The sequence below is a fragment of the Streptomyces sp. NPDC007162 genome, from assembly GCF_040634175.1.
GTDB lineage: Bacteria > Actinomycetota > Actinomycetes > Streptomycetales > Streptomycetaceae > Streptomyces.
In genome coordinates, this window is record NZ_JBEYFC010000189.1 from 1 (window position 1) to 15514 (window position 15514).

Consider the following 15514-nt stretch of genomic DNA (forward strand, 5'->3'; position numbering starts at 1 on the left):
GAGGCCAAGAGCCCGGTCCCCGGTGACGCAGTCACCTCGGGGCCGGGCTCTGCGCGTCCGGGCCGTTCGCGACGTCAGGGCGGGGGCATCGACCGCTCAGCCGATTCCGTACCGTACCGAGACGCCCGCGACGACCACGTCCAGGCCTTCCTCGAAATGCCGGTCGTAGTCGGTGAAGATTTCCTCGCCCGCGGCCGCCGACAGGGGGAAGTCGGCCAGCAGGCGGGCGCGTTCCGCCATGTCGTAGCCCTCCCGGCGCTCCCCCGGCAGGGGCTGCACGCCCTGTTCCTCGGTGACGAAGCCGATCGTGTAGGCGTTCGCCGTCCGGCCCGCCGCCACCGCCTGGGCCAGGGTGAGGCCGGCCGCCGTCAGGACGCGCAGGTTCGCCTCCTGTGCCGGGGCGTGGTCGATGCCCGTGAAGCGGGAGCCGCTGTAGACCTTGGCGCCGTCGCGGTAGCCGAGCAGGGCCGTGCGCAGTCCGCGGTTCGCCGTGCGCAGCCGGTCCTGCCAGGTGTCGGCGGGGTCGAGCACCATGCCCGCGACCATGCGGCGGTACATCTCGGTCGCCATCTCGTCGAGCAACGCCTGCTTGTCCTTGAAGTGCCAGTAGAGGGCGGGCGCCTTGACGTCCAGTTCCCTCGCGATGGCCCGCAGGGTCAGCCCGTCGAGACCGACCTCGTTCAGCAGGCGCAGGGCCGTGTCGGCGACCCGTCCGCGGTCGAGGGGCGCGCGTCGTTCCGTACTCACGCTTGACAGCTTAACAGCGTTAAGGGCAGCCTTCTCGGCGACGGCACTTAACGACGTTAAGGAGAATGGTCGTGGATGTTCTGATCGTCGGCGCGGGCCCGACCGGGCTGGCCCTCGGTGTCGACCTGGCCCGGCGTGGGGTGGACGCGCTCGTGGTGGAGGCGGGTGAGCGGTTGTCCCCGGGCTCACGCGGCAAGGGGATCCAGCCCCGCACCCAGGAGGTCTTCGACGACCTCGGTGTGCGCGACGCGATCCGCGCGGCCGGCGGGCCCTACCCGCCCCGGCTGATCTGGAAGAACGGCGAACAGGTCGGGACGAAGCCGATGTTCGACGCGGTGCCGGCGGACGAGGGGGCGCCGTACACCGAGCCGCTGATGGTGGCGCAGTGGCGGACCCAGGAGGTGCTCCACGCGCGGCTGCGGGAGCTGGGCGGCCGGGTCGCCTTCGGGCGCGCGGTCACGGAAGTGGCGCAGGAGGCGGACGGGGCGACCGCCCGCTTCGCCGACGGTACGGCGGTGCGGGCGCGGTACGTGGTGGCGGCGGACGGCGGGCGTTCGGCGGTGCGGCGGGCGGTGGGCGTCGGGATGACCGGCGAACCGGTCGACCCGAACCCCTTCCTGGTGGCCGACCTGCGGGTGCGGGGCCTGGACCGGGACCACTGGCACACCTTCGTCGGCGACGACGGCAACGGTGTGGCGCTGTGCCCGCTGGCCGGCACGGACGACTTCCAGCTGGGCGCGAAGCTGCCGGAGGGCGCCGCGCCCGACCTGTCACTGGAGGGGATGCGACGGCTGGTGTCCACGTACACCCCGCTCGACCCGTCGGACGTCACCGAGCTGCGCTGGGCCTCCGACTTCCGGCCCCGCGCGGCGCTGGCCGACCGGTTCCGGGTGGGCCGGGTCTTCCTGGCCGGGGACGCGGCCCATGTCCACTCCCCGGCCGGCGGGCAGGGGCTGAACACCAGCGTCCAGGACGCCTACAACCTGGGCTGGAAGCTGGGCGCGGTACTCGGCGGCGAAGCCCCGGACGCACTCCTCGACACCTACGAGGAGGAGCGCCGCGCGAACGCCGCCGCGATGCTGGAGCTCTCCACGGGCGTCCACCGGGGAGAGGTGCGGCGCGGCGCGGCGACGGTCCAACTCGGGCTCGGCTACCGGGAGTCGTCGCTGACGCGGGAGACCCGGGCGGACCCGGGCCCGGTGCGGGCGGGCGACCGGGCACCGGACGGGCACAACGCGGACGGGGTGCGGATGTTCGACGCGTTCCGGGGCCCGCACTGGACCCTGCTGGGCCCGGAACCCGTCGACGGCGTCCGGAGCCTGCCCGCTCCGCGGTCGTACGGGCCGGGGGTCTTCCTGGTGCGTCCGGACGGTTACGTCGGCTGGGCGGGCGAGACCACCGAGGGGCTGCGGGAGTACGCGCGACGCACCGGGGCCCTCGGCGCCGGGTAGGGCGATAGGGCAACGGGGCCGCCGGCCGTCCGGACGCTCAGGCGCCGGCCAGGGTGAGCCTGACCGCGAAGCCGAGGAACAGCACCCCCGCCGCCGAAGTGGCCGCGGCCGACAGCCGCTTCCGGCGGCGGAACGCGTCGGCCAGCCGGGTGCCGCTGAATATCAGGGCGCTGAGGTAGAGGAAGCTGGCCACCTGGGCGAAGGCGCCGAGGACGACGAAGGACAGCGCCGGGTAGGCGTAACCGGGGTCGACGAACTGCACGAAGAAGGCGACGAAGAACAGGATCGCCTTGGGGTTGAAGAGACTGACCACCAGGGCACGCCGGTACGGCCGCTCCTGTCCGGCCGCGGCGCCCGGCGCGGCCTGGGCGACCGTGCGCAGCTTCCGGTCCCGCCACATCCCCCAGGCCGCCCGCAGCATCCCGACCGCAAGCCACGTCAGGTAACCGGCGCCCGCGTACTTCACGATCCCGAAGAGCACGGCGTTCGCCTTGAGCAGCGAGGCGACCCCGGCCGCCGACAGCGTCATCAGCACGGTGTCCCCGCACCACACCCCCGCGGCGGCCGTGTAACCGGCCCTGACCCCTCGCCGGGCGGCGACGGACAGCACGTACAGCGAGTTGGGGCCGGGCAGCAGGACGATCAGGACGAGTCCTGCCAGATAGGTGGGGAGATCGATGACACCGAACATGGCAAGCAGTGTCGCACGGGGGTACGACAACGCCTTGGCCGCTGGTCAGAAGGTGTCCGTGGGGACGTGCACACCCCACACCGAGCGCAGCGCGTCGCACGCCTCGCCCACCGTCGCGCGAGCGCGCAGCGCCTCCCGCAGCGGAGGCAGGACGTTGCCGTCGCCCTCGGCGGTCTCCTTCAGGACGCCGAGGGCAGCGGTGACGGCCCGCCCGTCCCGTTCGGCGCGCAACCGCGCGAGGCGCTCGGCCTGTCGGCGCTCGACGGCGGGGTCGACGCGCAGGGGTTCGTAGGGTTCCTCCTCGTCGAGACGGAACCGGTTGACGCCGACGACCACCCGCTCGCCCGCGTCCGTCTCCTGGGCGATGCGATACGCGTTGCGTTCGATCTCGCCCTTCTGGAAACCCCGCTCGATCGCCGCCACCGCGCCCCCCAGTTCCTCCACCCGCCCCATCAACGCGACCACCGCCTCCTCCATCTCGTCCGTCAACCGCTCGACCGCGTACGACCCCGCGAACGGATCCACCGTCGCCGTCACGTCCGTCTCGAACGCCAGCACCTGCTGCGTCCGCAGCGCCAGCCGCGCACTGCGCTCCGAAGGCAACGCCAGCGCCTCGTCGAACCCGTTCGTGTGCAACGACTGCGTGCCCCCCAGCACCGCGGCCAGACCCTGCACCGCCACCCGCACGAGATTCACCTCGGGTTGCTGCGCCGTCAGCTGCACCCCCGCCGTCTGCGTGTGAAAACGCAGCATCCACGACCTCGGATCCCGCGCCCCGAACTCCTCCCGCATCACCCGCGCCCAGATCCTGCGCGCCGCACGGAACTTCGCCACCTCCTCCAGCAACGCCGTCCGCGCCACGAAGAAGAACGACAACCGCGGGGCGAACTCGTCCACCCCCATCCCCGCCGCCACCGCCGCACGCACGTACTCGATCCCGTCCGCCAGCGTGAACGCCACCTCCTGCACCGGCGACGCCCCCGCCTCCGCCATGTGATAGCCCGAGATCGACATCGTGTTCCACCGCGGAATCTCCGCCCGGCAGTACGCGAACACATCCGCCACCAGCCGCAACGACGCCCGCGGCGGAAAGATGTACGTGCCCCGCGCGATGTACTCCTTGAGCACATCGTTCTGCACCGTCCCCCGCAACGCCCCCGCCGCCACCCCCTGCTCCTCCGCCACCAGCTGGTACAGCAGCAGCAACACCGCCGCCGGCGCGTTGATCGTCATCGACGTCGACACCTCACCCAGCGGAATCCCCGCGAACAGCACCCGCATGTCGTCCAGCGAGTCGACCGCCACCCCCACCCTGCCGACCTCGCCGTGCGCCACCACCGCGTCCGAGTCGTACCCCATCTGCGTCGGCAGATCGAACGCCACCGACAACCCCGTCGTCCCCTGCCCGATCAACCGCCGGTACCGCGCGTTCGACTCCACCGCCGTACCGAACCCCGCGTACTGCCGCATCGTCCACGGCCGTCCCGTGTACATCGACGGATACACACCACGGGTGTAGGGGTACGACCCCGGGTCGCCGAGCTTCACGGCCGGGTCCCAGCCCGCCAGGGCCGCCGGGCCGTAGACCGGTTCGATGGGCAGTCCCGACTCCGACTCTCGGACCATGGTGGGTGACCTCCGCGTTGCGCCAGTGGGCCGGTGCGTCCGTCACTTCCCACCATGCTCCCTCGTTCGGCGGCGGTCACGCGGGGAAGCATCCAGGGCATGAGGGTCTCCGGGTACGCAGGGATCGTGGCCGCCGCGCTGGCCGTGCTGTGCGGGTGCACCGTGCAGCCGCCGGACGGCGGGGACGGCAAAGGACACTCGCCCGTCCGCGTCGAAGTTCCGCAGGGCACGCCCGGCGGCCGGACCGCACCGGACGGGACCGCCCCGGCCTCCACCCCGTCCGCCGTCGAGACCGTCCCGCCGCACATCGTCTACACCCGCGGTGACACCGGCACCGGCGTCCGCGAGCTCCAGGCCCGGCTCCGCCAGGTCGCCTGGCTGCACGACGGGCCCACGGGGACGTACGACGACCTCACGACCGAGGCGGTCGAAGGGTTCCAGGGCAGGCGCGGGCTGCCGCGGACGGGGGAGACCGACGCCGTGACCTGGCGGCGGCTGGTGGGGATGACACACCGGCCCGGGAAGTGGGAGCTGTACCTGATGGGTGGTCAGCCGGCCGCCGCTCCCGACGCGCGGTGCCTCACCGGCCGGGTGCTGTGCATCAGCAAGACCAGCCGGACGCTGCGCTGGATGATCGACGGGCGCACGGTGTCGACGATGTCGGTGCGGTTCGGCACCCAGTACACGCCGACCCGTGAGGGCGTGTTCCACGTCTACTGGAAGTCACGCCACCACTACTCGACCCTCTACCACTCCCCCATGCCGTACGCGATGTTCTTCAGCGGCGGGCAGGCGGTGCACTACTCGTACGACTTCGCGGCCCGGGGCTACGCGGGCGGCTCGCACGGGTGCGTCAACGTGCGGGACGAGGCGGCGATCGCGGATCTCTTCGCGCAGGTGCGGGGCGGCGACAAGGTCGTCGTCTCCTGGTGAGGCGCGGGGCGAGGGATGTGTGGGGCGCGGGCGGGACCGGGGGAACGTGTCCCGCCCGCGCCGATGCACGAGCCGCAGGTACGGGGGGAACCCCGGCTCTGTGCGACGGCCGATGACCAGTCGGCTCACTCAGTACTGCGTCCCGGCCGCTGAAAACGTCACACCCTGCGGGAAAAAGTTCAGCGACTTTCAAAACCGCAGGTCACAGCGGTCCGTCAAGGTATCCGAGGGCGCGTGCCCGACCGTGGTCAGAGCGCGCTGTACGTCGGCGCGGGCAGGCTGACGGGCTGGTTCGGCGCCAGGGGCGCGAAGCCCGTCGGGGCGGGGGCGGCCACGCCGTCCTGGTGGGGGTGATTGCCGCCGCCCGCACCGCCGCCCTTGCCGCCACCGCCGCGGCCGGACCGGCCGTCGCCGTCGCCACCGTGGCCGTCGCCGTCGCCGACCTGACCGCTGCCGCCGCCCTTGCCGTCGTTCTGGCCGCCGGCGCCGCCCTTGTCGTCGCCCGCGAAGCCGTTGCCGCCCCCGTCGCCGGCGGTCCGGCCGTCGAGGACGGTCCTGCAGAACGCGTCGACCCGTCCGGGGCCGCCCGCGAAACCGTTCAGGCTGCGTCGGCGGCCGGCGTCCAGGGACTTGCCGTCCCGGAGGGCACGGCAGGAGGCGAGCGCACCGGGCCACCCGTGCCCCGGGGCGGCCGCCGGACCGGTGTCCCGTTCCTTCGGTTTGCCGGACGTCCCGGCCGAGGGCCGCCCGGCGCCGGCGGACGGAGTGCCGGTGCGGGGCGCGCCGCTCTCGCCGCCGAGCAGGGACTCGGTCGAGGGCGAGCCCTGCGGGGAACCGGTGGCGGAGACGGAGGCGGCCGATGCGGGCCGGTTGTCGTCGAACGGGGTCCGGAGCACACCGGTGCCGGCGGCGACCGCGACCCCGCCGAGCATGCCGGCGGCCAGCGCGGCGGCGAGGCCGAGGCGCGCGGGGCGGGCCCAGCCAGGGCCGCGGGACGGCCGGCGGCGCGCGCCGAGGCGGAACAGACCCGCATCGGCGCCCTGCCCGGCCGTGCCCGGCCGCGACGCCGCGTCGGTCCGGTCGGCCTCGGGGGATTCGCGCGCTTTGCGGAAGGCAGCCACCGCGGCTTCCTCGCCGGGGAGTTCGGCGTCGGCCGCCGTGGGTGGCACGGACAGCGCGCCGAGTCTTGCGGCGAGGCGTTCTGCCTGGTCACGGACGGATTCGTCGACGGCTTCGAGCGACTCACCGCGCAGCAGACGTTCCGCCGTCTCCCGGTTCAGCCACTTGTACTGCTCGTCGGCCATCACATGTCCTTCTGCGTCCGCGAACGCGTATGCGTCACACTGGCGGACGTCACCGCACGATTCTTCGGTTCTCGCTGGGGCGGCAGCGCCTCCAGGACGCCCGCCGCCTCGGGGTCCGCGCCGAGGAGCTCAGCGAGTTTCTTCAGTCCCCGGTGGGCCGCCGTCCGGACCGCGCCCGCGCGTTTGCCGAGGGTCTCGGCGGCGGTCTTGGCGTCGAGGCCGACGACGACCCTGAGGACCACCGCCTCGGCCTGGTCCTGGGGCAGCCGGGCGATGAGCGAGAGCGTGGAGTCGGTGGTGAGCGCCTCGATGGCCTCGCCCGCGGTGTCGGACTCGGCGGCCCGGTCGGCCAGTTCCGTCTCGTCGCCGCCGATCGCGGGGCGCCGTCCGCGCATCCGTATGTGGTCGAGGGCGCGGTTGCGGGCGATCCGGGCGGCCCAGCCGCGGAAGCGGTCCGCGTCGCCGCTGAAGCGGTCGAGGTCACGGGCGATCTGCAGCCAGGCCTCGGAGGCGACGTCCTCGGCGTCCGGATCGCCGACCAGTGTGCGGACGTATCCGAGCAGGCGGGGCTGCACCGCGCGGTAGACGGTGCGGAACGCGGTCTCGTCCCCGTCCTGTGCCGCACGCACCGCGGCGGTCAGCTCCGCGTCGTCCCCCAGCACCCGATACCTACTTTGCGCCCAAACCGGCGCCGCTCGCGCGGTCGTGGTTCTCGCCGTCGTGGTTCCTCATTTGATGGTTGCGGTAGTCGGGACGCAGATGGTTGCGGTGGTCATGCGTCGTCCGCGGCCCGGCGCGAACTGCACGTTACGTGCTGAATCCGTTCCCCGTCCATGTCCGTACAAGATGCAACTAACTCGTGACGCCTTGAGGTGTGACAGAAAACGCACTCCTGGCGCTGAACAGAGTACGGGCCGCCGCGCGGCCCGTGCCGCGCGACGGCCGGGGCCTCTCCTGTGGGGGGTGGCGGCTCCGGCCGTTGCTTCGGTAGGACCCGCGTCCGCTACGCGTCCGCGAGGATCAGTGCCGAGTCGGTGTGGAGTGTGACGCGCACCGGTGTGAAGGTGGTGGCGTCGACCGGCGACTCCCCCCCCCAGCGCGCCCACATGCTGCGCCACCCCTGGCTGCTCGCCGCCCTGCGGCCCACCCGACTGGACGGCACGGCGAAGCTGGAGATCTTCGCCCAGCTCACGGCCTTCGTGGCCGGGCACACCTCGCCGCCGTCGCCGCGGACGGCCACCACCCGGAACTCGCCGAGGCCCTCTCCGCCCCGGCGCGCCCCCTCACCCCCGAAGCCACCTTCACCCGGTTCCTCAACCGCCTGATCGACGGCCTGGACACCGGCTGATCCGCACCGCGCCGCGCCCGTTCCACCGCCCCGTCGGTGCGCCGCGCCCACCGGTTCGGGCGTCCGTCCGGTGCCGGCTGCGGGACGGGTACCCGGCCCGTGTTCACGACCACTCCGGCGATGAACGCCCCCGGCAACGACGACGACCAGGGCCCGTCGGAGTCAGCGCACGGCGTCCCGGCACAGCAGGCGCAGCGAGCCGTGACCGCCGTAGCAGCGCCGGGCCTCGTCGATCGGGTCCCAGAGCCGGCCGTCGGGGGTGCGGATCCAGTGGTCGCCGCCGGACGCCCACCACTCGGCGCCGGACTGACGGGCGATCACCTCCCCGGCGTAGGCGCCGAGGCCGCGCAGCGTCTCCCGCACGGCGTCGTACGGCGCGCCCTCACCGCGTATCTCCTCGATCATCCGGTCGACCCGCCACAGGCTCTGCGCCGAGTAGTCGAGCCGGATCCGCGCACCCTCGCGCATCACGGCCACCGCGTCCGCCGCCCACCGGACCGGCTTGGCGGCGGCGTGCGGCCTGGTCTGCTGCTGTGCTGTCACATAGTGGGCTGTCACATACTGAAGAGCGAGGTCAGCAGCGTTTTCGTCACCCGGATTCCGGGCGCTTCGGCAACCGGCGCAGGACCCCCGCAAGTCCGCCGCAGCTCCGCCGCACGGCCCCCACAGGAACCTCCCGGGTCAGCCGCGGCCACGAGCCCGGCGTGACACCACCGCGCGCAGCACCCGGCGGCCCTCGGTGGAGACGTCCAGCGCGCGCCGCAGCCCGGCCGCGCCGTGTCCGGCGAGCAGTTCCAGCACCGTGACCTGGCGCCGCAGTTCGGCGGCGACCAGCGGGGACATGTCCTCGGTGCCGCCCTCACGGCGGGTGTCGACCGAGGGTGCCGGGTCCGCGGCGGGGTCGAGGAGCCGGTGGATCCGCAGCGAGGCGACGGAACAGCCGTCCGCCCACAGCCGGATGCCGGGGGCCTCGGGCGAGGCGGGCGCGGCGTCGAGCATCCGGCGGGCGAGCGCCTCGACCTCGTCGCCACCTGCTCCGGCCCCGGCCCCGCCGCCCAGGGAGCCGCGCGCCTTCTCCAGTCCCGCGCTCCAGTCGGAGCCGTCGGCGAGGCTCGCCCACAGCGGGCGCAGCACCAGGTCGTCCCCGCCGAGCAGCGGCACGCACCGATCCAAACAGGCCAACCCGCTGACGGCGAGTCCGCGTTCATCGGCCTGCGCGATCAGCTCCACCAGGCTCATGCCACGCCTCCCACACCGGTACATACCAAGGCGCCGACCTTTACGGAGCCCGCACTTCCCCTTACTGCGTGCGAGGGACCCGGAGTGTCACAGCGGTGCGCGACGCACCGGAACCGGGAACGCGAAGAAGGCTTTTCGGCCAACCGGGCACGGACGCCTGCGGCGGGTCGCCCGCACCCGTCCCGGTCAGCCCAGCTTGTTCGCGAGGCCCTTGAAGGCGGTCCAGGACATCGCCGGGGTGCCCGGGTCCCAGAGTTTCTGGGCGGTGGCCCGCAGGGGCATCCGGATGCCGGCGGCGACCTGGTCCTGGGTCTGGGAGTTCGCGAGGTCGCACCAGACGGCGAAGGACCCGCCGAGGATCTGCGCGTCGTACTTCGCGGGCACGGCGGTGGTGCCGCGCAGCACGCGCGGGGTCCACTGCTCGTAGATCCGCCGCCCGGTCGGGTAGACGAAGGTGTTGGGCTCGCCGAGCACGTAGTAGAGGTACTCGTCGTTGTAGTTGAGCACCTTGCGGCCGGCGCTCAGGTACTCCACGGGCTGCCGGGCGCCGATCTCCTTGCCGGTCCAGTAGGCGACCTGGAGGTCTTCGGCGGGCCGTACGGAGGTGCCGCGGAGGAAGCCGTCGTTCCAGACCCGCAGGGTGCGGTCGTGCGCCCGGACGGTGTCGGCGCGGTCGTTCAGCCAGCCGGTGGTGAGGTCGGCGACGGTGCCCGAGGGGCCGTACGCCTTCCGGGCGGCGGCCGCGAGCTGCGGGAAGGAGGCCTGCGGGTCGGCGACCGTCAGGGCCTGGTACTCGTCGCCGCCGAGGTTCCAGTAGGAGCCGGGGAAGAGGTCGGCGTACTCGCCCAGCAGATCGTCGACGATCCCCGCCGCGGCCGGCTCGGAGATGTCGACGGCGCCCCTGGTGGCGGTCCCCCGCGCGCTGCGCAGCTGGAGGTCGGGGTGGGCGGCGAGGACGGCACCGAGGTGTCCCGGCGAGTCGATCTCGGGCACGACCTGGATGTGCCGGCCGGCCGCGAGGGCGACGATCTGCTTCACCTGGGTCTTGGTCAGGTGGTCCCGGGAGACGATCTCGGGGTGGGTGGCGGACTCGATCCGGAACCCCTGGTCGTCGGAGAAGTGCAGCCCGAGCTCGTTGTACTTGAGATCGCCCAGCTCTCTTATCCGGGCCTCGATCCAGCCGGCGGTGAACGGCTTGCGCGCGATGTCCAGCATGAACCCGCGCCGCGGCTTGGCCGGCTGGTCCTTCACCACCCCCTCGGGGGCCGTACCGCCGCCGTGCACCTCCTGCTTCAGCGTCCGGGTGCCGTAGAACACGCCGGCGTCACCGGGCCCGCTGATCCGCACCGACCCGCCGCGCACGGTCATGGTGTACGACTCCGGGTCCCCCGTGCCACCGAGGTCGAGCCGCACATCCCCCGGCCGGACGTCGTCGTCCGCGCCCTTGAGGCCCGCGTAGGACAGCCCGAGTTCGCCCGCCGTCAGCTGCCCCTCGTCGGCCAGCGCCGCGTCGCTCACCACGACCCGGTAGCCCTTCTCGGGGCGCCAGCCCGGCCCGCGGGCCGCCGTGTGGGAGCGGACGGCGGGGATGGTGCGCGGCGGCTGGGAGAGGGGGTAGCTGCGGGTGGGACCGGGGCTCGCCGCCGGACGGCTGCCGGACGGCTGCCGGGCCGGCCCCGCGGCCCGGCCGTCGCCGTCGCTTCCTCCGGAGGAGGCCCACACCCCGATGCCCGTACCGAGCGCGACCGTGCCCACGAAGGCCGCGGCAACCACCGCCCGCCTCCGCGCGACCTGTCGTGTCGAGGGCCTGCGCCTGTGCTGGCTCACGGTCCCAACCTACGACGCGCCGACCACACGGCCGTCATCCCCCCACTCCGAAACTCTCCCGTTCGGGTGAGATCCAGGCAACCGACCGACACGCCGTGAACGTCCTCGATAACGTCTACGACACATATCTCACAGCATCCCCTGCCACACCACATGTGACGCGAGGACCCACGCTGCCCGCCCACCGCTCGCACCGCCTCCCCACCCCGCTGGACGCCTTCAACGCCGCCCCCGCAGACGAGGCCGGCGCCCTGCTCGTGCACTGCCTGCACAGTCTGCGCTGGGCCCACCGCATCACCGAGCACCGCCCGTACCCGGATGCGGACTCCCTGCTGGCCGCGGCGGACGAGGCGACGTACGACCTGTCGCCGACGGACCTCGCCGAGGCCCTCGCGAGCGAGTCCCTGCCGGACCTCCCCGAGGACACCTACTCGGCGGCCACCACGGCCCTGACCGCGGCCCACGCGGCCTACGAGGCCAAGTTCGGACACGTGTTCGTGATCTACCTGGGCGACACGCCGCCCGAGGAACGACTGGACCGCGTCCTGGAAGGCGTTTACTCACGTTTGGAGAACGATCCCGAGGACGAGCGGGTGATGTCGGTCGAACAGCTCCGGCGCCTGGCCCAGGGACGTCTGATGGAGAAACTGAGGGGCGCGGCGAACTGCGCGACCAGCCCAAACGCTCCCGCACCCGGCAAATGACCGCACCCGGCACCCCGGACGCCGCCCGGCTAACCCATCCGCGTGCCACTTTGATCACACCGGTAGGCCCGGCGTAAGCCCAGCGGCAGCGCCTCGCTACGATGCTGGGGGCCGGTGGACCGTACCCGGCCGGGCCCGACCGACAGCACAAGCCGGCGCGGCCCCGATACCCCGCTCCCGGAGGGACTTCCGTGCCGGCTGGAACGCTGTACCGCGGCCGGGAAGGAATGTGGTCCTGGGTGGCTCACCGAGTCACCGGCGTCCTCATCTTCTTCTTCCTGTTCGTTCACGTGCTGGACACCGCTCTCGTCCGCGTCTCCCCCGAGGACTACGACAAGGTCGTAGCCACGTACAAGACGCCGATCGTCGCACTGCTGGAGTACGGCCTCGTGGCCGCCATCCTCTTCCACGCCCTCAACGGCCTGCGTGTCATCGCCGTCGACTTCTGGTCGAAGGGCCCGCGCTACCAGAAGCAGATGCTCTGGACGGTCGTCGGTGTCTGGGTCGTCCTGATGGCCGGGGCCATTTACCCCGTTCTCGGCCACGCCGCTCGTGTCCTGTTCGGGAGCTGACGCAGATGTCGACCACTGAAACCACCGCATCGGGCGTCGGCCCCGTCGAGGGCGCCCCCCTCTACGGCGTCGACAACCCGGCCCCCTTCATCGAGGCCCCGCGCAAGCGCACCAAGAAGACCCCGCGCTCCACCCGCGGCAACTTCGAGATGGCTGCCTGGCTGTTCATGCGCCTGTCCGGCGTCGTGCTGGTCGTGCTGGTCCTCGGCCACCTGCTGATCCAGCTGGTGCTCGACGGCGGCGTCTCCAAGATCGGCTTCGCGTTCGTGGCCGGCCGCTGGGCGAGCCCGTTCTGGCAGGTCTGGGACCTGCTCATGCTGTGGCTCGCGATGCTGCACGGAGCCAACGGTCTGCGCACGATCATCAACGACTACGCGGAGCGCGCGAACACCCGGCTGTGGCTGAAGGGCCTGCTCTACACGGCCACGGTGTTCACCATCCTGCTGGGCTCGCTGGTGATCTTCACCTTCGACCCGAACATCCGTTAGGCACGGGGCTGCGAATCATGAAGATCCACAAGTACGACACCGTCATCGTCGGCGCCGGTGGCGCGGGCATGCGCGCGGCCATCGAGTCCACGAAGCGCAGCCGCACCGCGGTCCTGACCAAGCTCTACCCCACCCGCTCCCACACGGGTGCCGCGCAGGGCGGCATGGCCGCCGCGCTGGCCAACGTGGAGGAGGACAACTGGGAGTGGCACACCTTCGACACGGTCAAGGGCGGTGACTACCTGGTCGACCAGGACGCCGCCGAGATCCTGGCGAAGGAGGCCATCGACGCCGTCCTCGACCTGGAGAAGATGGGCCTGCCGTTCAACCGGACCCCGAACGGCACCATCGACCAGCGCCGCTTCGGCGGTCACAGCCGCAACCACGGCGAGGCGCCGGTCCGCCGGTCCTGCTACGCGGCCGACCGCACCGGCCACATGATCCTCCAGACGCTGTACCAGAACTGCGTGAAGGAGGGCGTGGAGTTCTTCAACGAGTTCTACGTCCTGGACCAGCTGATCACCGAGGTCGACGGCGTCAAGAAGTCCTCCGGTGTGGTGGCCTACGAACTGGCCACCGGCGAGATCCACGTCTTCCAGGCGAAGGCCGTCATCTACGCCTCCGGCGGCACCGGCAAGTTCTTCAAGGTGACGTCGAACGCGCACACGCTGACCGGTGACGGCCAGGCCGCGGTCTACCGCCGTGGGCTGCCGCTGGAGGACATGGAGTTCTTCCAGTTCCACCCGACCGGCATCTGGCGCATGGGCATCCTCCTGACGGAGGGCGCCCGCGGTGAGGGCGGCATCCTCCGCAACAAGGACGGCGAGCGCTTCATGGAGAAGTACGCGCCGGTCATGAAGGACCTCGCGTCCCGTGACGTCGTGTCCCGCTCCATCTACACGGAGATCCGGGAGGGCCGCGGCTGCGGTCCCGAGGGCGACCACGTCTACCTCGACCTCACCCACCTCCCGCCGGAGCAGCTGGACGCGAAGCTCCCGGACATCACCGAGTTCGCGCGCACCTACCTCGGCATCGAGCCGTACACGGACCCGATCCCGATCCAGCCCACCGCGCACTACGCGATGGGCGGCATCCCGACCAACGTCGAGGGTGAGGTCCTCAGCGACAACACCACCGTCGTGCCGGGCCTGTACGCGGCCGGCGAGGTCGCCTGTGTCTCCGTGCACGGCGCCAACCGCCTGGGCACCAACTCGCTCCTCGACATCAACGTGTTCGGCCGCCGGGCGGGCATCGCGGCCGCCGAGTACGCGCACACCGTGGACTACGTGGAACTCCCGGAGAACCCGGCCGAGTTCGTGGTGTCCCAGATCGAGCAGCTGCGCACCTCGACGGGCAACGAGCGGGTCGCCACGCTCCGCAGGGAGCTGCAGGAGACCATGGACGCCAACGTCATGGTGTTCCGCACCGAGCAGACGATCAAGACGGCGGTCGAGAAGATCGCGGAGCTGCGCGAGCGCTACAAGAACGTCTCGATCCAGGACAAGGGCAAGCGGTTCAACACGGACCTGCTGGAGGCGATCGAGCTCGGCAACCTGCTGGACCTCGCCGAGGTCATGGCGGTCTCCGCGCTGGCCCGCAAGGAGTCCCGCGGCGGTCACTACCGCGAGGACTACCCGAACCGCGACGACGTCAACTTCATGCGCCACACCATGGCGTACCGCGAGGTGGGCGACGACGGCGCCGAGTCCATCCGTCTCGATTACAAGCCGGTCGTGCAGACCCGCTACCAGCCGATGGAGCGTAAGTACTGATGGCAACCCCGACCCTGGAGAAGGCGGACGCGGCCCCCGAGCCCGGCTTCGCCGACTCCCCGTACATCACGGTCACCTTCCGGGTCCGCCGGTTCAACCCGGAGGTCTCCGCGGACGCCGTCTGGGAAGACTTCCAGCTGGAGATCGACCCGAAGGAGCGCGTCCTCGACGGCCTCCACAAGATCAAGTGGGACGTCGACGGCACCCTGACGTTCCGCCGTTCGTGCGCGCACGGCATCTGCGGTTCGGACGCGATGCGGATCAACGGCAAGAACCGTCTCGCCTGCAAGACCCTCATCAAGGACATCAACCCCGAGAAGCCGATCACGGTCGAGCCCATCAAGGGCCTGACGGTCCTGAAGGACCTCGTGGTCGACATGGAGCCGTTCTTCCAGGCGTACCGGGACGTCATGCCCTTCCTCATCACGAAGGACACGAACGAGCCCACCCGGGAGCGCCTGCAGTCGGCCGAGGACCGTGAGCGCTTCGACGACACCACCAAGTGCATCCTGTGCGCCGCGTGCACGTCGTCCTGCCCGGTCTTCTGGAACGACGGCCAGTACTTCGGCCCGGCGGCCATCGTCAACGCGCACCGCTTCATCTTCGACTCGCGTGACGAGGCCGGCGAGCAGCGTCTGGAGATCCTGAACGACCGCGACGGCGTCTGGCGCTGCCGCACGACCTTCAACTGCACGGACGCCTGCCCGCGCGGCATCGAGGTCACCAAGGCGATCCAGGAGGTGAAGCGAGCGCTGATCACGCGCCGCTTCTGATCCCGCTCCCGCCCGGACCGCAAGGGCCCCGCTTCCGGC

General features: G+C 71.8%; 15 protein-coding genes and 1 pseudogene. 8 read left to right on the plus strand and 8 right to left on the minus strand.

From position 1 onward, the window contains the following. Positions 1-96 precede the first annotated feature (96 nt). Positions 97-747 (minus strand): TetR/AcrR family transcriptional regulator C-terminal domain-containing protein, encoded by a 651-nt coding sequence (locus tag ABZ646_RS22500; protein ID WP_360521618.1) that lies wholly within the window; start codon positions 745-747, stop codon positions 97-99. 65 nt (positions 748-812) lie between these two features. Between ABZ646_RS22500 and ABZ646_RS22505 the strand changes: the two genes are divergently transcribed. Then, positions 813-2198, plus strand: coding sequence for an FAD-dependent monooxygenase (locus ABZ646_RS22505; RefSeq protein ID WP_360521621.1), 1386 nt, complete (start codon positions 813-815; stop codon positions 2196-2198). Between the two features lie 37 nt (positions 2199-2235). Here ABZ646_RS22505 and leuE read toward each other — a convergent pair whose 3' ends face one another. Together leuE and ABZ646_RS22515 are read right to left on the minus strand one after the other, a co-directional pair. Further along, a complete protein-coding gene (gene leuE, locus ABZ646_RS22510) occupies positions 2236-2889 on the minus strand; it encodes a leucine efflux protein LeuE (RefSeq protein WP_360521625.1) in 654 nt (217 codons plus the stop codon). A 45-nt stretch (positions 2890-2934) separates the two neighbouring features. Then, positions 2935-4515, minus strand: coding sequence for a methylmalonyl-CoA mutase family protein (locus ABZ646_RS22515; protein ID WP_360521628.1), 1581 nt, complete (start codon positions 4513-4515; stop codon positions 2935-2937). Positions 4516-4614: 99 nt separating this feature from the next. Between ABZ646_RS22515 and ABZ646_RS22520 the strand changes: the two genes are divergently transcribed. Further along, positions 4615-5448, plus strand: a complete 834-nt coding sequence (locus tag ABZ646_RS22520) for a L,D-transpeptidase family protein (RefSeq protein WP_360521631.1) — start codon at positions 4615-4617, stop codon at positions 5446-5448. 248 nt (positions 5449-5696) lie between these two features. Here the strand turns inward: ABZ646_RS22520 and ABZ646_RS22525 are convergent, their stop codons facing one another. Beyond that, on the minus strand, positions 5697-6752 hold the full coding sequence (locus ABZ646_RS22525) for a hypothetical protein (protein WP_360521634.1): 1056 nt from the start codon (positions 6750-6752) through the stop codon (positions 5697-5699). Then, complete coding sequence (locus tag ABZ646_RS22530; RefSeq protein ID WP_360521637.1) at positions 6752-7414, minus strand: RNA polymerase sigma factor; 663 nt, start codon at positions 7412-7414, stop codon at positions 6752-6754. The genes ABZ646_RS22525 and ABZ646_RS22530 overlap by 1 nt, the downstream gene beginning before the upstream one ends. A gap of 465 nt (positions 7415-7879) precedes the next feature. Between ABZ646_RS22530 and ABZ646_RS22535 the strand changes: the two are divergent. Then, positions 7880-8100, plus strand: a pseudogene (locus ABZ646_RS22535) (TetR/AcrR family transcriptional regulator); the annotation flags it as partial. Between the two features lie 162 nt (positions 8101-8262). Here ABZ646_RS22535 and ABZ646_RS22540 read toward each other — a convergent pair. From ABZ646_RS22540 to ABZ646_RS22550, 3 genes are all read right to left on the minus strand, one after another. Then, a complete protein-coding gene (locus ABZ646_RS22540) occupies positions 8263-8643 on the minus strand; it encodes a hypothetical protein (protein WP_360521641.1) in 381 nt (126 codons plus the stop codon). 138 nt (positions 8644-8781) lie between these two features. Next, complete coding sequence (locus ABZ646_RS22545; RefSeq protein WP_360521644.1) at positions 8782-9339, minus strand: hypothetical protein; 558 nt, start codon at positions 9337-9339, stop codon at positions 8782-8784. A 186-nt stretch (positions 9340-9525) separates the two neighbouring features. After that, positions 9526-11112, minus strand: a complete 1587-nt coding sequence (locus tag ABZ646_RS22550) for a glycoside hydrolase family 20 protein (RefSeq protein ID WP_360521647.1) — start codon at positions 11110-11112, stop codon at positions 9526-9528. Positions 11113-11321: 209 nt separating this feature from the next. Here ABZ646_RS22550 and ABZ646_RS22555 point away from each other — a divergent pair, with 209 nt between their 5' ends. The 5 genes from ABZ646_RS22555 (at position 11322) to ABZ646_RS22575 (ending at position 15475) form a co-directional block, all read left to right on the plus strand. Beyond that, complete coding sequence (locus tag ABZ646_RS22555; RefSeq protein WP_360521650.1) at positions 11322-11870, plus strand: 2-oxo-4-hydroxy-4-carboxy-5-ureidoimidazoline decarboxylase; 549 nt, start codon at positions 11322-11324, stop codon at positions 11868-11870. A gap of 191 nt (positions 11871-12061) precedes the next feature. Further along, complete coding sequence (sdhC, locus tag ABZ646_RS22560; protein WP_043406142.1) at positions 12062-12442, plus strand: succinate dehydrogenase, cytochrome b556 subunit; 381 nt, start codon at positions 12062-12064, stop codon at positions 12440-12442. Positions 12443-12447: 5 nt separating this feature from the next. Then, on the plus strand, positions 12448-12930 hold the full coding sequence (locus ABZ646_RS22565) for a succinate dehydrogenase hydrophobic membrane anchor subunit (RefSeq protein WP_360521653.1): 483 nt from the start codon (positions 12448-12450) through the stop codon (positions 12928-12930). A gap of 17 nt (positions 12931-12947) precedes the next feature. Continuing rightward, positions 12948-14702, plus strand: a complete 1755-nt coding sequence (gene sdhA / locus ABZ646_RS22570) for a succinate dehydrogenase flavoprotein subunit (RefSeq protein WP_360521656.1) — start codon at positions 12948-12950, stop codon at positions 14700-14702. Then, positions 14702-15475 (plus strand): succinate dehydrogenase iron-sulfur subunit, encoded by a 774-nt coding sequence (locus tag ABZ646_RS22575; RefSeq protein WP_360521659.1) that lies wholly within the window; start codon positions 14702-14704, stop codon positions 15473-15475. The genes sdhA and ABZ646_RS22575 overlap by 1 nt, the downstream gene beginning before the upstream one ends. Positions 15476-15514 lie beyond the last annotated feature (39 nt).

Bases quoted from the DNA above. Each gene is read 5' to 3' on its own strand.
- ABZ646_RS22505 (WP_360521621.1), top strand. From the start codon at position 813: ATGGTCGTGGATGTTCTGATCGTCGGCGCGGGCCCGACCGGGCTGGCC.
- leuE (WP_360521625.1), bottom strand. From the start codon at position 2,889: ATGTTCGGTGTCATCGATCTCCCCACCTATCTGGCAGGACTCGTCCTG.
- ABZ646_RS22515 (WP_360521628.1), bottom strand. From the start codon at position 4,515: ATGGTCCGAGAGTCGGAGTCGGGACTGCCCATCGAACCGGTCTACGGC.
- ABZ646_RS22520 (WP_360521631.1), top strand. From the start codon at position 4,615: ATGAGGGTCTCCGGGTACGCAGGGATCGTGGCCGCCGCGCTGGCCGTG.
- ABZ646_RS22525 (WP_360521634.1), bottom strand. From the start codon at position 6,752: ATGGCCGACGAGCAGTACAAGTGGCTGAACCGGGAGACGGCGGAACGT.
- ABZ646_RS22545 (WP_360521644.1), bottom strand. From the start codon at position 9,339: ATGAGCCTGGTGGAGCTGATCGCGCAGGCCGATGAACGCGGACTCGCC.
- ABZ646_RS22565 (WP_360521653.1), top strand. From the start codon at position 12,448: ATGTCGACCACTGAAACCACCGCATCGGGCGTCGGCCCCGTCGAGGGC.
- sdhA (WP_360521656.1), top strand. From the start codon at position 12,948: ATGAAGATCCACAAGTACGACACCGTCATCGTCGGCGCCGGTGGCGCG.
- ABZ646_RS22575 (WP_360521659.1), top strand. From the start codon at position 14,702: ATGGCAACCCCGACCCTGGAGAAGGCGGACGCGGCCCCCGAGCCCGGC.